Source organism: Bradyrhizobium sp. WCU1, assembly GCF_053474805.1.
The window spans coordinates 3834848-3851290 of sequence record NZ_CM130280.1 but is presented as its reverse complement, the minus strand read 5'-3'; the positions used below and the strand labels follow the sequence as shown (position 1 = coordinate 3851290).

The 16443-nt window shown below is 65.0% G+C and carries 14 protein-coding genes; 6 read left to right on the top strand and 8 right to left on the bottom strand.

Going from position 1 to position 16443, the window contains the following annotated elements; all coding sequences use genetic code 11:
• Positions 1 to 62: 62 nt before the first annotated feature.
• From hmgA to ACTUWL_RS17900, 4 genes are all read right to left on the bottom strand, one after another.
• Positions 63 to 1409 (bottom strand): homogentisate 1,2-dioxygenase, encoded by a 1347-nt coding sequence (gene hmgA / locus ACTUWL_RS17915; RefSeq protein ID WP_021078046.1) that lies wholly within the window; start codon positions 1407 to 1409, stop codon positions 63 to 65.
• Positions 1410 to 1411: 2 nt separating this feature from the next.
• Complete coding sequence (locus ACTUWL_RS17910; protein ID WP_021078045.1) at positions 1412 to 2368, bottom strand: MBL fold metallo-hydrolase; 957 nt, start codon at positions 2366 to 2368, stop codon at positions 1412 to 1414.
• A 222-nt stretch (positions 2369 to 2590) separates the two neighbouring features.
• Positions 2591 to 2818 carry a DUF2783 domain-containing protein gene (locus ACTUWL_RS17905; protein ID WP_021078044.1) on the bottom strand — a complete coding sequence of 76 codons (228 nt, stop codon included), beginning with the start codon at positions 2816 to 2818 and terminating at the stop codon, positions 2591 to 2593.
• Positions 2819 to 2828: 10 nt separating this feature from the next.
• A complete protein-coding gene (locus ACTUWL_RS17900) occupies positions 2829 to 4457 on the bottom strand; it encodes an FAD-dependent oxidoreductase (RefSeq protein ID WP_021078043.1) in 1629 nt (542 codons plus the stop codon).
• Positions 4458 to 4623: 166 nt separating this feature from the next.
• On the opposite strand from ACTUWL_RS17900, the gene ACTUWL_RS17895 reads away from it, so the two are divergent.
• The gene (locus tag ACTUWL_RS17895) at positions 4624 to 5184 is read left to right on the top strand and encodes a MarR family winged helix-turn-helix transcriptional regulator (RefSeq protein ID WP_021078042.1); all 561 of its coding nucleotides are present in this window, start codon (positions 4624 to 4626) and stop codon (positions 5182 to 5184) included.
• A gap of 126 nt (positions 5185 to 5310) precedes the next feature.
• On the opposite strand, the gene ACTUWL_RS17890 is transcribed toward ACTUWL_RS17895, so the two are convergent.
• Both ACTUWL_RS17890 and ACTUWL_RS17885 read right to left on the bottom strand, forming a co-directional pair.
• The gene (locus tag ACTUWL_RS17890) at positions 5311 to 6192 is read right to left on the bottom strand and encodes an NAD(P)-dependent oxidoreductase (RefSeq protein WP_021078041.1); all 882 of its coding nucleotides are present in this window, start codon (positions 6190 to 6192) and stop codon (positions 5311 to 5313) included.
• 61 nt (positions 6193 to 6253) lie between these two features.
• Entirely contained in the window at positions 6254 to 7060 is an 807-nt protein-coding gene (locus ACTUWL_RS17885) for an N-acyl homoserine lactonase family protein (protein ID WP_021078040.1), read from the bottom strand.
• Between the two features lie 373 nt (positions 7061 to 7433).
• On the opposite strand from ACTUWL_RS17885, the gene ACTUWL_RS17880 reads away from it, so the two are divergent.
• The 5 genes from ACTUWL_RS17880 to ACTUWL_RS17860 all read left to right on the top strand — a co-directional run bounded on the left by ACTUWL_RS17880 (position 7434) and on the right by ACTUWL_RS17860 (position 14524).
• Positions 7434 to 8975 (top strand): caspase family protein, encoded by a 1542-nt coding sequence (locus ACTUWL_RS17880; RefSeq protein WP_021078039.1) that lies wholly within the window; start codon positions 7434 to 7436, stop codon positions 8973 to 8975.
• A gap of 143 nt (positions 8976 to 9118) precedes the next feature.
• Positions 9119 to 9769 (top strand): OmpA family protein, encoded by a 651-nt coding sequence (locus tag ACTUWL_RS17875; protein WP_021078038.1) that lies wholly within the window; start codon positions 9119 to 9121, stop codon positions 9767 to 9769.
• A gap of 176 nt (positions 9770 to 9945) precedes the next feature.
• Positions 9946 to 10863, top strand: coding sequence for an efflux RND transporter periplasmic adaptor subunit (locus ACTUWL_RS17870; protein WP_021078037.1), 918 nt, complete (start codon positions 9946 to 9948; stop codon positions 10861 to 10863).
• A gap of 12 nt (positions 10864 to 10875) precedes the next feature.
• Positions 10876 to 14028 (top strand): efflux RND transporter permease subunit, encoded by a 3153-nt coding sequence (locus ACTUWL_RS17865; RefSeq protein WP_021078036.1) that lies wholly within the window; start codon positions 10876 to 10878, stop codon positions 14026 to 14028.
• Between the two features lie 88 nt (positions 14029 to 14116).
• The gene (locus ACTUWL_RS17860; RefSeq protein WP_021078035.1) at positions 14117 to 14524 is read left to right on the top strand and encodes a nuclear transport factor 2 family protein; all 408 of its coding nucleotides are present in this window, start codon (positions 14117 to 14119) and stop codon (positions 14522 to 14524) included.
• Positions 14525 to 14532: 8 nt separating this feature from the next.
• On the opposite strand, the gene ACTUWL_RS17855 is transcribed toward ACTUWL_RS17860, so the two are convergent.
• Positions 14533 to 15168: a pyridoxamine 5'-phosphate oxidase family protein gene (locus tag ACTUWL_RS17855; RefSeq protein WP_035650777.1), complete on the bottom strand. Its 636-nt coding sequence runs from the start codon at positions 15166 to 15168 to the stop codon at positions 14533 to 14535.
• A gap of 465 nt (positions 15169 to 15633) precedes the next feature.
• Positions 15634 to 16308 carry a Crp/Fnr family transcriptional regulator gene (locus ACTUWL_RS17850; RefSeq protein WP_035650774.1) on the bottom strand — a complete coding sequence of 225 codons (675 nt, stop codon included), beginning with the start codon at positions 16306 to 16308 and terminating at the stop codon, positions 15634 to 15636.
• Between the last annotated feature and the right edge of the window lie 135 nt (positions 16309 to 16443).

Below are 16443 nucleotides of genomic sequence, written 5' to 3'. Positions count from 1 at the left end.
ACGTGTCGCGCGGAGCAATGGATTCCGGGCTCGCGCTTCGCGCGCCCCGGAATGACGGCTGGCTACGGCCTGGTCGGATCGAACTTCTTCTCCAACCCCTTCCAGCAATCCGAGTAGTCATCCTGCAGCGTCGACGACGTCGCCGCATGCTTGGTCACGCGCTGCGGGAAACGCGTCTCGAACATGAAGGCCATGGTGCGGGTCAGCTTGACCGGCTTCAGCTCGCCGTTGCTGGCATGCTCGAAGGCTTCGCGGTCGGGGCCGTGCGGCAGCATCATGTTGTGCAGCGAGATACCGCCGGGCACGAAGCCCTGCGGCTTGGCGTCGTAGACGCCGTAGATCAGGCCCATGAACTCCGACATGATGTTCATGTGGTACCACGGCGGACGGAAGGTATTGTCGGCCACCATCCAGCGCTCCGGGAAGATCACGAAGTCGATATTCGCAGTGCCGGCGGTCTCCGACGGCGAAGTCAGCACCGTGAAGATCGACGGATCGGGATGATCGAAGCCGATCGCGCCGACCGGCGAGAAGGTGCGCAGATCGTATTTGTACGGCGCATAATTGCCGTGCCAGGCGACCACGTCGATCGGCGAATGCGGCAGCGTGGTCTTGAACAGCGCGCCGCCCCATTTCACGTAGAGCTCGGTCGGCGTGTCCTTGTCCTCGTAGGCGGCCACCGGCGTCAGGAAGTCGCGCGAATTGGCCAGGCAATTGGCGCCGATCGGGCCGCGCTCCGGCAGCGTGAAGGCACCGCCGTAATTCTCGCAGAGATAGCCGCGCGCCGGACCATTCGGGATCTCGACGCGGAACTTGACGCCGCGCGGGATCACCACGATCTCGCCCGGCTCGGCATCGATGCGGCCGAACTCGGTGACCAGCCGCAGATCGCCCTGCTGCAGCACGAACATCATCTCGCCGTCGGCATTGTAGAAATGCTGGTCGACCATCGATTTGGTGATGAGATAGACATGCGCCGCCATGCCGGCCTGGGTGTTGGCATCGCCCGCGGTGGTCATGGTCTGCACGCCCTGCAGGAAGGTCATGTCCTGCTTCGGGATCGGCGCCGGGTCCCAGCGCAGTTGCGCGATCGGCATATCGTATTCGTGGCACGGCGCGGTACGCCACAGCCCGCTATTTGCCTTGGCGAAGCGGCCGGAGTGCCGCACCGACGGACGGATGCGGTAGAGCCAGGAGCGCTCGTTGGTGCCGCGCGGCGCCGTGAACGGCGAGCCGGAGAGCTGCTCGGCATAGAGCCCGTAGGCGCAGCGCTGCGGCGAGTTGCGCCCCATCGGCAGCGCGCCGGGCAGCGCCTCGGTCTCAAAGCTGTTGCCGAAGCCGGACATGTAGCCCGGGGTCACTTGCCCCGAGCTGCGCACGATCTGATCAGGCGAGGTATTGATGTTCATGTCTATCCTCCTCCTTGCAAGGCGGCCCACATTTCCTGGTCGCGCTTGTCGGTCCAGATCACGGGATCGTCGATCCCGGATGCCTCGTCATAGGCACGTGAAACGTTGAACGGCAGGCAGTGCTCGTAGATCGCGAAGCTCGAGAATTTCGGATCCATCACCTCGCGCGTCGCCGCCATCGATTCCTTCAAGGAGCGGCCCTTGGCGACGGACGATTCGGCGGCGCCATAGAGCGTGGTGACGAAGTCGCGGGTCATCGCGATCGCATCACGCCCGGTCTCGAGGCCCTTCAGCGCATCGCCGCGGCCCGGCGCGATCGCCTTCGGATTGAAGGCGCGGATCTCGTTCAAGGTCATCGGCCATTCCCGCAGATGCGCATCGCCGCAATAGCAGGCCGAGTGGTATTCGATCAGGTCACCCGAGAACATCACCTCGGCATCCGGCACCCAGGCGACGATGTCGCCCGAGGTGTGACCGGCGCCGAGCTGCATCAGCCGCACCTCGCGCTTGCCGAGATAGATCGACATCTCGCCCTCGAAGGTCAGCGTCGGCCAGGTCAGGCCGGGAATGCTTGCCGCATCCTGGAACAGGCGCGGGAAGCGGCCGTATTCCGAATCCCAATCCTGCTGGCCGCGTTCCTCGATCAGCCGATAGGTCTCCTGCGAGGCCACGATGCCCTGCGCGTGATAGGCCGAGGCGCCGAGTACCCGCACCGCGTGGTAATGCGACAGCACGACATATTTGATCGGCTTGTCGGTGACGGTCTTGACCCGCTCGATCACCTTGTTGGCCATCGCGGGCGTCGCCTGCGCGTCGAACACCAGGCAGCCGTCCTCGCCGACGATCACGGCGGTGTTGGGGTCGCCCTCGGCGGTGAAAGCGTAGAGATCGGTGCCGATCTCGGAGAATGTGACCTTCTTCTCGGTGAGATCCGTGGTCGATGCGAAACCTTTGGCCATCAGTTCAATCCTGTCTTCATGCGCTCCCTCTCCCCGTTCTTACGGGGAGAGGGTTGGGGTGAGGGGCTGTCTCCGCGTAAACGGTGACAGATGCGTCCGCGGAAGCTCCCCCTCACCCGGAACGCATCTGACGATGCGTTCCGACCTCTCCCCGCAGGCGGGGCGAGGTGAAGCGGAAGCTGCCGTTCGATTTGAACCAAAATCATCCAGGCTTGGCCCGTGCTATTGTTGCTGCTGTTGCTGCTGCTGGCTCGCGTCCGGCATCCGCCGCTTCGCCAAAGCGATTGCCTCGCACAGCACGTCGAGATCGCCGATATGGTTGGCGAGCACCAGAACCAGCGCGGCATCTAGATCGGCGCTCTGCGCCTCGGTGAGGCCGCGATGCGCCTCGACGATGGCGCGGAAGGCGTCATCGGGCTTTGCGAAGTTCGAACTGGTCGACAGCGCCATCAGCAACACCTCAATTCAGGCCGGATGCGCGCGCCAGCGCCGCATCGAGCGCAGGCCGCGCCGCGTTGCGGAAGCGTGCCGCGACATAACCATCCGGCCGCAGCAGATAGGCGGTGCCGGGCTCAGCATCGTAGCGCTTGCCGGCAAGGCCGCGCGCATCGACCAGCCCGCCCTCACCGCCGACCCGGATAGTGCCGACGCCCTCGGGGACATCGACAGCCGTGCCATTGCCAAACTCCAGCAGCGTGAAGCGCGTCCCCTGCCTGATGAAAACATCGGTCAGATAGGTCGCACCACCGCCCTGCTCCGTCAGCGGCGCATCCAGCATCGAGGCGCCCGGCCGCGGGCCGCCGCGCCAATCGTCGCGATCGCCACTCGACAGCGGCGTGTCGTAGACCGACGGCACCGACAGCCGGCCGCCATTGACCATGCGCTTGCCGAACTCGGTATCCTCCGCGAGCGACAGCACGGCTTGCCGCAGCCGCGCCTCCTGCTTCGTCACCGGCGCCATGAAATCGGTCGAACGCGTGGACTCGCGGATGTTCTCGTCCGCCGCCGCGCTGCGCTCGATGTGGTAGCTCTCCAGCAGGCTTTCCGGCGACAGCCGCCGCAGCACGCGGTCGAGCTTCCAAGCCAGGTTCTCGGCGTCCTCGAGGCCTGAATTGGCGCCGCGGGCACCGAACGGCGAGACCTGGTGCGCGGAATCGCCGGCGAAGATCACGCGGCCGTGGATGAACCTGGCCATCCGGCGACACTGGAACTTGTACAGCGAAATCCACTCGAACTCGAACTTGTCATGTCCGAGCATGCGTTCGATCCGCGGCCGGACATTCTCCGGCTGCTTCTCGGCGATGGGATCGGCATCCGGATTGAGCTGCAGGTCGATGCGCCAGATGTCGTCCGGCTGCTTGTGCAGCAGCGCCGAGCGCCCGGCATGGAACGGCGGATCGAACCAGAACCAGCGTTCGGTCGGGAACGCCGCCGTCATCTTGACGTCGGCGATCAGGAACTGGTCTTCGAACACCTGGCCTGCGAACTCAGCGCCGACCATCTGCCGCAGCGACGAACGCGCGCCGTCGCAGGCGACGACGAACGAAGCATGCACCTGGTAGGAGCCTTCAGGCGTTGCGATGGTCAGCGCGACGCCGTCGTTGCGGCTCTCCAGCGCGATCACCTTGTTGCGCCAGCGCAGATCGATCTCGGGCAATTGCTCGACGCGGTCGACCAGATAGGCCTCGGCGTAGAATTGCTGCAGGTTGATGAAGGCTGGCCGCTTGTGGCCTTCCTCGGGAAGCAAATTGAACTGGTAGAGTTGCGAGGCGCCGTGAAAGATCTTGCCGACGCTCCACACCACGCCCTTCTCGACCATGCGGTCGCCGACGCCGAGGCGATCCCAGAACTCCAGCGAGCGCTTCGAGAAGCAGATCGCGCGCGAGCCTTCGCCGATCCGGTCGGCATCGTCGAGCAGCACCACGCGCTGGCCGCGCTGCGCGAGATCGATCGCGAGCGACAAGCCCACTGGCCCGGCACCGACCACGACGACCGGATGCTCCGCCACATTGGCGCCCGACCGCTCCTGGTCGGGGTGGCGGCGATAGCCGAACTGGGTTTTGGCCTGTGCCGAGTTGGCGTTTGCCATGCGTGACCCTGGATGTTCCCTTGCGCCGGCTTTTGGCTGCGGCTTGTGTGTGACTGGCTTGCGACCAGCATCTTGCGGGCCGGCCGCGACCTTGCTAAATTAGTCTCACTTGCAACTATCTTAAACCCCCAGTCGGGGCCGCCGTCAACTCAAATTGGAGGGATTTTTGGCTAGGACCTCTGCGAGCCAGCCTCCGATCCGGCAGCGCAGCGCCGTGGAAGCAGACACGCGCGACGATGCCGCACCGGCGAAGAAGCGCCTCGACCTGTTCCACTTCATGCCGTTCCGCCTCAACCGGGTGGCGGCCGAGGTGAGTTCGGCGCTGTCGAGCGAATATCAGGCGCGCTACGGCCTCGACATTCCGGAGTGGCGCGTGCTCGCCACGCTCGGTTTCCGCAGCGATCCCTGCAGCGCGCAATACATCGCGCACTGCACCCGCACGCATAAATCCACCATCAGCCGCGCAGTGTCGGCACTGATGGAGCGCGAGATCGTCGAGCGCGTCGAGAACGCGGACGACCGCCGCGAATTCCGCCTGCGGCTAACGAAGAAGGGCCAGGCGCTGTATGAAGAGCTGATCCCGCGGCTGTTGCGCAAGGAGCATGAGATCCTGTCCTGCCTGTCCGCGCAGGAACGCCGCGACCTCGGCCGCCTGCTCGGCAAGGTCGAGACCAGCCTCGAGCTGGTGCAGACCAGCGAAGAGGCCGACGCGAAAGACGTGTATTAGGCCACCCCCTCGTCATCCCGGGGCGACGCGCCAGCGTCGAGCCCGGAATCCATTGATCTACGGACCGTGCGGCCTGATGGCTTCCGGGCTCGTGCTTCGCACGCCCCGGAATGGCGGTGGAGGGAGCTACGCCTTGTCGATGTGCTTCGCGATCACAGGGAAATAATTATCCTTCGATCCCTTGTCGATCGCCTCCTGCAACACCGTACCGATCAGCTCGGCGCCGCGGATTGCGATGCCGGCGTCGGCGGCGAGCTCCAGCGCGTAGGACAGATCCTTCAGCGCATATTCGGTCGAGAACGCGCGCTCCGGAAATACGCCCGGCACGATTGCCTTCATGCCGTGGTTGCGCAGCGCGAAGCTGTCGGCGGAGCCTTTCGACAGGGTGTCCAGCAGCAGTTTTGGATCGACGCCGTTGTGCTTTGCCACCGCGACGGCTTCAGCCAGCGCGTTCACGGTCTCGAACAGCACCATGTTGTTGAGGATCTTGGTCACCTGGCCGGCGCCGACCTCGCCGCAATTGGTGACGTCGGTGGCAAAGCAGCGGATCAAGGGCTCGATCGCGGCATAGAGCGCGGGCACCGCACCGACCATCACGCTGAGCGTGCCGTCCTGCGCCGCCTGCCGGGTGCGCGCGATCGGCGCATCGGCCCAGGCCGCCCCCTTGGCCTTGAGCTGCCCGGCAAAGTCGCGGGTCTGGCTGACCGACGACGTGCCGAGATCGACCACGACCTGGCCGGCTCTCGCATGCTTCAGAATGCCGTCACCCTCGAACACCGCGCGCACATGCTTGGCGCTCGGCAGGCAGAGGAACAGCACATCGCTCTGCTTGATGACGTCGGCGACGGAGCCGGCGACCTCGGCGCCATCGGCGCGGAGCCGTTGCAACGGCTCGGCCGAAAGGTCGAATACGACGACGCGCTTCCCGCTCTTCTTGACCAGGTTGCGGCAAATCGGCTCACCCATCACGCCGAGGCCGATGAATCCGAGAGTCTTGGTGTCAGTCATATCGCTGCTTCTTTTTGACGTTTCTTGAGTGGTGGAGATGCGCCTCGCCCGATCGGCGAGGCTATTTCGCGAATGATCGCGACGGCGCCAGATGCAGCGCGAACGCATCGACCTTGTCGCTGGCGCGCGGATAGATCTCGCTGACGATCGGATCGTGGCCGGGGATGAAGCGGTCGGGATGGCCGGCGAGCCGCTCGACGGTCTCCCAGCCCTGCGCCATGTCGCCGACATTGTAGACGATCGGGAACGGGCTCTTCTTGTGCAAGTTCGCGTAGTAATGCGCGGCGTCCGACGCCAGAACGACAGGGCCGCGCGCGGTCTCGACCCGCACCACCTGCAAGCCGTCGGAATGGCCGCCGACGCGATGCACGGTGACGCCAGGCGCGATCTCGCCGTCGCCGGAATGAAAGGTGACACGCTCGCCATAGACATGGCGCACCATCTGGGTGACGTGTTCGATCGAGAACGGATGGCGCAGCATGCCGTTGCACATGCAGCGGCCGGTCGCGTAGCTCATCTCGCGTTCCTGCAGATGGAATTTGGCGTTCGGGAAGCGATCCAGATTGCCGGCGTGGTCGTAATGCAGATGGGTGACGATGACGTCACGGATCGCGTCGGCGCTGACACCGAAATTGGCCAGCGCATCGACCGGGTTGAGCGTCAGCTTGCGGGCGCGCGCCTTGGCCTCCTCGGCGTTGAAGCCGGTGTCGACCAGGATATCGCGGCCGTGGCCACGGACCAGCCAGACGAAATAGTCGAGATCCTGCGCCGTGGTGTCGTGCGGATCGGGGACCAGGAAATTGAGGTGCGGCGTGCGCGGCGACATCGTCGCATAGCGCAGGGCGTAGATTTCGTAGGCGTTTCCCATCGGTTTCGCTCTTGTTTGCGGTTGTGTTTTGAATGGCTTGCCGTCCCGAGCACAAAGCCATCGCCCTGCGCAAAGGTCAAACCGCGCGCAGTGCGACGAGCGCATGACAGGGGGCTGGAGCCACTGTGAGTGCAATCACACTATCGGTTCATAGGAACCGGCACCATGCCGCGATGGCGATGGCCGCCATGACCGGATGCTGTTGCACTGCGGTCTCGCGGCCGTCACGGCAATAAGCGATGCTGCGACAAGCCGTTGACGGGAGTTCGGCCGTGGTTTGATAATGGATTTTCGCTAGAGTAAGGTTCCCGGGGCGCAGGCCGAAAGCGGCGCCATTTCCATCGGAATGCCGCGATCTGGATTTGCCGCGATTATGAAAATCCGCCTTGCCTTGCTCGCCACGCTGATTTTTTCAATCGCGTCGCCCACCCTGTCCATCGCCGCCGGCGACCGTTTCGCGCTGGTGATCGGCAACGCCAAGTATCCGGACGCCGACGCGCCGCTGAAGGAGCCGGTCAATGACGCCCGCGACGTCGCCGACGAGCTCAAGCGCGATGGCTTCACCGTCGAGGTCGGCGAGAACCTGACCGGCGACGGCATGCACCGCGCCTTCGACCGGCTCTATGGCAAGATCAAGCCGGGCTCGGTCGCGCTGATCTTCTTCTCGGGTTACGGCATCCAGTCGAACCGGCAGAGCTACATGATCCCGATCGACGCCCAGATCTGGGCCGAGGCCGACGTCCGCCGCGACGGCTTCAGCCTCGAGACCGTGCTCGGCGAGATCAACAGCCGCGGCGCCGGGGTCAAGATCGCGCTGATCGACGCCTCCAGGCGCAACCCGTTCGAGCGCCGCTTCCGCAGCTTCTCGGCGGGACTCGCCCCTGTCATCGCACCCAACGGCACGCTGGTGATGTATTCGGCCGCGCTGTCGTCCGTCGTCTCGGACAATGGCAGCGACCGCAGCCTGTTCGTGCGGGAACTGCTGAAGGAGATCCGCACCCCGGACCTGATGGCGGAGGAAACGCTGAACCGCACCCGGGTCGGCGTGACCCGCGCCTCGCGGCAGGAGCAGGTGCCATGGATTTCGTCGTCCTTGGCTGAAGATTTTTCATTCATTCCGGGCGGCGCACCGGGAGCCCTGAGCGCTGCGCCCGCCCCCGCCGCAACTCCGTCAACTGAGGTCGCAACGGCACCGCCGGCTCCGCCTCCACCAGCCCCGCCCGCGGCAACGCCGACGCCGGCACCGGCGCCTCCTGCGGCAACCGCGCCGACACCACCGCCTGCACCGCCGAAGCCGTCAGTGGCGACCGCACCGCCGTCTCCGCCAAAAGCGCCGGAGATCGCACTGCCGCCACCCGCACCGCCTCCGCCCGTAGTGATCCAGCCCACGCCGGCTCCAGGCAATCCGCCTGCGCTTGCCGATGATCCGACGATCAAGAGCCTGAGCGACCGGCTGGGCAAGAACCCGGACGACGCGGCTGCGCTGTATCGCCGCGGCCAGGTCTATGCCAGCAAGGGTGCCTACGACCTCGCGGTGAAGGACTTCACCGATTCGCTGCGGCTGAACCCGAAGGATGTCGAAGCCTACAACAACCGCTGCTGGGTCCGCACCGTGATCGGGGACCTGCAGGCGGCGCTGAAGGACTGCAACGAGGCGCTGCGGCTGCGCCCGAACTTCGTCGATGCGCTCGACAGCCGGGGCCTGATGAACCTGAAGGGCGGGCAGAACAAGAACGCCATCGCCGATTTCGACGCCGCGCTGAAGATCAACCCGCGGCTGACCTCGTCGCTGTACGGGCGCGGCCTCGCCAAGAAGCGCAACGGCGCGGTGGCGGAGGGCGATCTCGACATCGCCAACGCCAAGGCGATGGACCCGAACATCGTCAAGGAATTCGCCGACTACGGCGTGCAATGACAGATCAGGCAAGGCCGGCCCGCGGCTCGAACCACGGATGAAATCGCGCGACTAATCAGAGGGTACGTGCCGGGCAGCGATGCCGGCAAAATCGATCTGACACGTTGCATGGAACCGCGCCAGCCTGCGCAGGAGGGACCGAGATGTTCAAGCCGTCGGCGAAGGCCGCAATCCTTTCAGTCGTGACCGTCGGCGCCATGCTGTCATTCGACATGGCGGTCGCCCGCGCCGGTGACAACGTCACCGAGGACCAGATCATCAAGGCGCTGACGCCCGAGAAGAAGCCGCTGACCCGCGGCCTCTCGGTCGGCCCGCAGACCTCGCCCGGGCTGAACGCCGACCAGGCCAAGTTCGTGCAGAGCGTTCGCGGCCGCGCCACCCGCTCGCTGTCCTCGACCGAACGCGAGGAAATCGCGACCATCGTCCAGGACAAGCCGAAGATCGATCTCGAGATCAACTTCGACTACAACTCCGCCGACATCAGCGCGAAGTCGCTGCCCTCGGTACAGGCGCTCGGCCGCGCCCTGACCAATCAGGATCTGAAGGGCTCGACCTTCGTGGTCGCAGGTCACACCGACGCGGCCGGCGGCGAGGAATACAATCAGGGCCTCTCGGAGCGCCGCGCCGACGCCATCAAGCGCTATCTCGTCGACAAATACGGCATCAGCGGCACCGACCTGGTCACCGTCGGCTATGGCAAGAGCAAGCTCAAGGACCCGAGCCACCCGATGGCGGACGTCAACCGGCGCGTGCAGGTCGTCAACGTCGAAAACAAGGACACCGCATCCAAATGATCCGGATGTGATGGGCGGTGGCGCGGCTCCTTTTTGAGGTTACAATGCGTTCCGCACCCCGGCGGGGCGCATTTGCTTTTGGGCCAATACTTCTGGGCCAAGCTCCGAAGCATCCCTCAGACGAGCGCCCAAGACAATCACTGTCATGACGCGCCAAGTTCCGGATTGATCAGGCGATGAACTTTTCCCAATACCTCAAGCCTGCGCTCGGCACCGTGTTTTTCCTGGCGCTGGCCATCGCCTACTACGCATTCGAGCACCGCTCCCATCCGGAGGAGAAGGAGACGCCCGGCCAGGCGCTGGTCGTGGTGACGAAATCGACCAATGCCTGCTTCTCCGACATGGTCCGCGTCACCGGCTTCATCGTGCCGCGCCGCGAGGCACAGGTGAATGTCGACCAGGACGGCTCCAAGGTCACCGACGTGCTGGTCCGCGAGGGCGACACCGTGACCGAGAACCAGGAACTGGCGCGATTGACCCCGCCGCCGCAGCAGGCGGCTCAGGGCAATGCCAAGCCGCTCGTGCTGCGCGCGCCGGCGGCCGGCCTCGTCACCGAGGTGCGCACCGCGCCCGGCGCACCGGCCTCGCCGCAGGCTCCCCCGATGTTCAAGATCTCGGTCAACAACGAGATCGAGCTCGACGCCGAGGTGCCGGGCTTCCAGCTCCTGAAGCTCAATCCGGGCGCCAATGTCCGGATCAGCCGCGACGACGCACCCGACATCGTCGGCAAGGTTCGCCAGATCTCGCCGCAGATCGACCGCGCCACCCAGCTCGGCCACGTCCGCATCACCATCAACAACAATCCGACGCTGAAGGTCGGCATGTTCGCGCGCGCCAATATCGACGCCAAGCGCTCCTGCGGCGTCGCGGTGCCGCGCACGGCGATCGACCGTCTGACCTTGCAGGTGGTGAAGGGCAACACGATCGAGACCCGCAGGGTGCGCGTCGGACTGACCTCCGACACCTCGACCGAAATCCTTGATGGCCTCGACGTCGGCGAAATCGTCGTGGCCGATGCTGGCACCTCGCTGCATGACGGCGACCAGATCAAGACCATGTTCGCCGAAGAACTCGATCGCACGCGATCACGGTAATCGGACACATCAATGGCTTTGAACATCTCGGCATGGTCGATCCGGAACCCGCTTCCCTCGATCGTCTTCTCGATCATCCTGCTGGTGCTGGGCTGGGTCTCCTTCACCAAGCTAGCCGTGACGCGACTGCCCAGCGCCGACATTCCGGTGATCTCGGTCGCGGTCTCGCAATTCGGCGCCGCCCCCTCGGAACTTGAGTCGCAGGTCACCAAGACGATCGAGGACGGCGTCTCCGGCGTCGAGGGCGTGCGCCACATCTCCTCCTCGATCACCGACGGCCTGTCGGTGACCACCATCCAGTTCGCGCTGGAGACCAATACCGACCGCGCACTCAACGACGTCAAGGATGCGGTCACCCGCGTGCGCGCCAACCTGCCGCAGAACGTCACCGAGCCTCTGATCCAGCGTGTCGATGTGATCGGCCTGCCGATCGTGACCTATGCGGCGATCTCGCCTGGCAAGACGCCGGAGCAGCTCTCTTACTTCGTGGACGACGTGGTCAAGCGCGCGTTGCAGGGTGTGCGCGGCGTCGCTCAGGTCGAGCGCATCGGCGGTGTCGAGCGCGAGATCCTGGTCTCGCTCGATCCCGACAAGCTGCAGGCAGTCGGGCTCACCGCCGTCAATGTCAGCCAGATCCTGCGCGGCACCAATGTCGACGTCGCCGGCGGCCGCGCCGAGATCGGCAAGAACGACCAGGCGATCCGCACGCTGGCCGGCGCCAAGACGCTGAACGAGCTCGCGGGCACCATGATCCCGCTGTTCGGCGGCGGCGAGATCCGGCTCGACGATCTCGGCACCGTCACCGACACCATCGCCGACCGCCGCACCTTCGCTCGCTTCAACGGCGAGCCTGTGGTGGCGCTCGGCATCAAGCGCTCCAAGGGCGCCAGCGACGTGGTGGTCGCGGCCGCGGTGCAGAAGCGGATCGACGCGCTGAAGGGCGCTTATCCCGACGTCGACCTCAAGCTGATCGACACCTCGGTCGAGTTCACCAAGGGCAACTACTTAGCCGCGATCTCCACCTTGTTCGAGGGCGCAATCCTCGCCGTGATCATCGTGCTGCTGTTCCTGCGCGACATCCGCGCCACGATCATCGCCGCGGTCTCGCTGCCGCTGTCGATCTTCCCGGCGTTCTGGGTGATGGACCTGCTCGGCTTCTCGCTCAACCTGGTGTCCTTTCTCGCGATCACGCTGTCGACCGGCATCCTGGTCGACGACGCCATCGTCGAGATCGAGAACATCGTCCGCCACATGCGGATGGGCAAGACGCCTTATCGTGCCGCGCTCGAAGCCGCCGACGAGATCGGCCTTGCAGTGATCGCGATCTCGCTCACCATCATCGCGATCTTTGCACCCGCAAGCTTCATGTCCGGCATTGCCGGCCAGTTCTTCAAGCAGTTCGGCATCACCGTGTCGGTGCAGGTGTTCTTCTCGCTGCTCGCAGCACGCTTCGTGACGCCGATGCTGGCGGCCTATTTCCTCAAGCATCATGACCACGACGACCCACCGCCGGGCCGTATCCTGCGCAGCTATCACAGCCTCGTCGCCTGGTCGGTGAAGCACCATTACGTCACCGTGCTGATCGGCTTTGCGGTGTTCGCCGCGTCGATCTGGAGCATCACGCTGCTGCCCCAAGGCTTCCTGCCCGCGCAGGACACCGCGCGCTCGCTGCTGGCCATGGAGCTGCCGCCCGGCTCGCAGCTCGCCTATACCGAGAAGGTCACCGAGGAGATCGTGGCGCGGCTGCGCAAGCGGCCCGAGGTGCGGAGCGTGTTCGTCGACGGCGGCCGCGTGCCGCCGGGCATCCAGGAGGTGCGCCGCGCCGCGCTGATCATCAACTACACGCCGAAGGCGGACCGCAAGATCACCCAGCGCGAGCTCGAGCTGTCGATCAGCAAGGAGCTCGATAACGTCCCCGACATCCGGTTCTGGTTCCTCGACGAGAACGGCCTGCGCGCGATTTCGCTTGTGGTCACGGGTACCGACAGCAACATCGTCAACAACGTCGCGAGCGAACTGGCGACGCAGATGAAGCGGATTCCGATCATCGCTAACGTGATCTCGGAGACCGCGCTCGATCGGCCAGAGCTGCGCATCCGTCCGCGCGCCGAGCTGGCGGCGCGGCTCGGCGTCTCGACCGAGAGCCTGTCGCAGACCATCCGCGTCGCGACCATCGGCGACGTCGGCCCGGCGCTCGCGAAATTCGACGCCGGCGACCGCCAGGTGCCGATCCGCGTCCAGCTCGAGGACAATGCGCGCAGCGATCTGCAGATGCTGGAGCAGCTGCGCGTGCCGCTCGGCCTGCGCGGCGAGCGCGGCGGCGTGCCGCTCTCCGTCGTCGCCGACATCCAGCTCGACCAGGGCCCAACCAGCATCAACCGCTACGATCGCGAGCGGCAGGCCACCGTCGCGGCCGACCTCGTCGGCAATGCCGCGCTCGGCGATGCCACCAGGCTGATCTACGACCTGCCGGTCATGAAGAGCCTGCCGAAGGGCGTCAAGGTCAGCCCGTCCGGCGACGCCGAGAGCCTCGCCGAACTGTCCGACGGCTTCGCCACCGCGATCACCGCCGGCCTGATGATGGTCTATGCCGTGCTGGTGCTGCTGTTCGGCACCTTCCTGCAGCCGATCACCATCCTGTTCTCGCTGCCGCTTTCGATCGGCGGCGCGATCGGGGCGCTGCTCCTGACCGGCAAGCAGCTCACCACGCCGGTGTGGATCGGCATCCTGATGCTGATGGGCATCGTCACCAAGAACGCCATCATGCTGGTGGAGTTCGCGGTGGAGGCGATCCGCGACGGCAAGGCGCGCGAGGAGGCCATGATCGACGCCGGCATGAAGCGCGCCCGGCCGATCGTGATGACCACGATCGCGATGGCCGCCGGCATGATGCCGTCAGCGCTGGCGTTCGGCGCCGGCGGCGAGTTCCGCTCGCCGATGGCGCTCGCGGTGATCGGCGGCCTGATCTTCTCGACCGTGCTGTCGCTGGTGTTCGTGCCGGCGATGTTCATGGTGATGGACGACATCGGAGGCCTGATCTGGCGCTTCGGCAAGCGGCTCGTGGTCTCGCATGCCGACCACGAGCTGACCCCGAGCGAGCCGAACGCCGACGAGAGCAAGCGGCAGGGCGGCCCGCCGAGCGTGATCTCACCCGCGGCGGAGTAAATCAGGTCCGCACTCCCGAAGTTGCGAGCCAGCTGCACTCCCGGTGTGGTAGAGTAGCTGCCTTTCAGGCCGGAGAGGAGGGCTCCCGATGACAGACCGCGAAGCAATCCATCGCTTGATCACTGAGGCATATGCCGCGCGCAACAAGGGCGACATCGATGAGCTGATGAAAGCATTTGGCCCCGGCGCCAGTTTCGAACTGGTTGGTGACAAAGAGGCTCTTCATCTGACCGGCGCCGTCGAGGGGCACGCGAATGTCCGGCAGGCGCTGTCGGATTTCATCACGGCGTTCCAGTTCGTGGATCGCAAGGTCACGAGCTTCCTCATCGATGGTGACCGCGTCGCCGTGCACTCGACCATCACGGTCCGCTTCATTCCGAAGGACATCACGGTCACGACGGAGGTCGTCGATCTCTTCAGGATCGAGAACGGCAAGATCGCCGAACTCGTCGAGTTCGGCGATACGGCACTCCTGAAGCAAATCACGTCACCCTAGCGGTCGGGTCAGTAGAGCCGCGTGCGATAAGCCTCTTCCATCGCCTTCTCGGCGACCTCGACCTCGATCGCGGCGGTCTGCTCGGCGATGATCCGGCCGAGTGTCGGGAAGCTGTTGCGTTCGACCTGCGCAGCGGGGCTCCACAGCTTCGAGCGCATCAGCGCCTTGCCGCAGTGGAAGTAGACTTCATCGACATGCACCTTGAGGCCGATGACCGGCGTGACGTTCTGCACCGTCAGCGGGGTCAGCAGATCCGGCTCCTGCGAAATCTCCGCCCGCCCGTTGATGCGCAGCGTCTCGTTGATGCCCGGCACCATGAAGATCAGCCCGACCCCGGGCGAGGCGATGATGTTGCCGAACGTATCGACCCGGTTGTTGCCGCGCCGGTCCGGGATCAGCAGCGTCTTGTTGTCGATCACGGAGACGAAGCCGGGCGCATCGCCGCGCGGACTGGCATCGGCATGGCCGTTGCCGTCGCTGGAGGCGATGACGAGGAACGGCGACAGCGCGATGAAGTCGCGGCAGAACTTGTCGAGATGGTGGAGGACCTTCTTCTCCGCGAGCGGGCTCACCTGCCCGAAATGCCCGCGAAGATCCTCCTGCGACTTGACCGGCGGCTTGCCACCCGCGCCCTGCTGATCCATGGCGAATCTCCCGTTCCCATTCCTCGCACCGAGGTAGAATGCTGGAACAGCATAGTCCAGACCGCCAAAGCGCGCATCCATCGGCGCCTCCGCCGCGATGCCGAGTGCGGCGCCGGCCGATATCTGCACGGCCCATCCTTGAATGGCATTGAGGTCGGCGAATTCGCGTCACGTGGTCGCGAAACGCAAAACCCCTGCGGTCAACGGGAAAGAGACCGCAGGGGTTTGCAGGTGGATGGCGTGAGGCCAGCAAGGCTGGGTGTCACCCCAAGGACCGGCACCGCAATGAAAGCGATAGCGGCCAAATCATGCAAGCACGTCTTTTAGGCAGGACTGCGACAACATTCGCAGGCAGAGCGCGCGAGAGAATCAAATCCTCGCGCACGCGTTGCATGCGATCCGCCTGGCTTCCCGTTCGTCGCGTTCGTTGCGCGAAGCCATTGCTCGCTTCGCTCGAAAACGTTTCTAATCGTTGCGCGCGACCGCCGTCAGCTTGGTCATGTTGTGCAGCATGATCCGGCCGCGTTGCAGGTCGACGATGCCGTCCTTGCGCCAGGTCTGCAGCTGCCGGTTGACGCTCTCGCGCGCAGCGCCGACGAAGATGCCGAGTTGTTCCTGCGAGATGTGCACCTCGGAACCGAAATCCTCGGCCAGCGCGCAGAGCCGGCGTGCGAGACGGACCGGCAACGGCTGCAGCACCGATTCCTCCATCCGCTCGCTCTGCCAGCGGATGCGCTGGCACAGCAACGCGATCAGCCTGACCGCGACCTTCGGCTCGCGCTCGAGGAAGCCGAGGAAATCCTCCCGCCGCAACACGAACAATTCAGTGGGCTCGCCCGCGGTGGCATCCGCGGTGCGATCCTGGCCGTCGAGGACGGCGACTTCGCCGAACAGATCGCCGGATCCCATGAAGTTCAGTGTGAGCCGGGCGCCATCGGAGGCGCCGGTTTCGATCCTTATCTGGCCGCGGCGGACCCCGAACAGGGCATCGCCGGGATCGCCTTTCTGGAACAGCACCTCGCCGGTGGCGAGCTGCCGGGTGTGGCAGAGGCCCGCAAGCCGCTGCAACTCGTCCGCACCGAGATCGGCGAACATCGGGTTCATCTTCAGAATGACCGCAAATTCGGCCTGTTTGCTCATTGTATTGCCTTCCAAATCCATCCGAGCGGTCCCCTGACGCCCGGTTAGCAAAAATCACCCTCATAAGAGTGTGTGAGAGGTCACATAAGTTCATGCTGGTAACGGATTATTTTTCCGACCATTGCAGCGAGGTCC

Excerpts from the sequence above, each read along its gene's own strand:
- hmgA (WP_021078046.1), bottom strand. The coding sequence starts at position 1,409 with ATGAACATCAATACCTCGCCTGATCAGATCGTGCGCAGCTCGGGGCAA.
- ACTUWL_RS17910 (WP_021078045.1), bottom strand. The coding sequence starts at position 2,368 with ATGGCCAAAGGTTTCGCATCGACCACGGATCTCACCGAGAAGAAGGTC.
- ACTUWL_RS17905 (WP_021078044.1), bottom strand. The coding sequence starts at position 2,818 with ATGGCGCTGTCGACCAGTTCGAACTTCGCAAAGCCCGATGACGCCTTC.
- ACTUWL_RS17900 (WP_021078043.1), bottom strand. The coding sequence starts at position 4,457 with ATGGCAAACGCCAACTCGGCACAGGCCAAAACCCAGTTCGGCTATCGC.
- ACTUWL_RS17890 (WP_021078041.1), bottom strand. The coding sequence starts at position 6,192 with ATGACTGACACCAAGACTCTCGGATTCATCGGCCTCGGCGTGATGGGT.
- ACTUWL_RS17885 (WP_021078040.1), bottom strand. The coding sequence starts at position 7,060 with ATGGGAAACGCCTACGAAATCTACGCCCTGCGCTATGCGACGATGTCG.
- ACTUWL_RS17880 (WP_021078039.1), top strand. The coding sequence starts at position 7,434 with ATGAAAATCCGCCTTGCCTTGCTCGCCACGCTGATTTTTTCAATCGCG.
- ACTUWL_RS17875 (WP_021078038.1), top strand. The coding sequence starts at position 9,119 with ATGTTCAAGCCGTCGGCGAAGGCCGCAATCCTTTCAGTCGTGACCGTC.
- ACTUWL_RS17870 (WP_021078037.1), top strand. The coding sequence starts at position 9,946 with ATGAACTTTTCCCAATACCTCAAGCCTGCGCTCGGCACCGTGTTTTTC.
- ACTUWL_RS17865 (WP_021078036.1), top strand. The coding sequence starts at position 10,876 with ATGGCTTTGAACATCTCGGCATGGTCGATCCGGAACCCGCTTCCCTCG.
- ACTUWL_RS17860 (WP_021078035.1), top strand. The coding sequence starts at position 14,117 with ATGACAGACCGCGAAGCAATCCATCGCTTGATCACTGAGGCATATGCC.
- ACTUWL_RS17855 (WP_035650777.1), bottom strand. The coding sequence starts at position 15,168 with ATGGATCAGCAGGGCGCGGGTGGCAAGCCGCCGGTCAAGTCGCAGGAG.
- ACTUWL_RS17850 (WP_035650774.1), bottom strand. The coding sequence starts at position 16,308 with ATGAGCAAACAGGCCGAATTTGCGGTCATTCTGAAGATGAACCCGATG.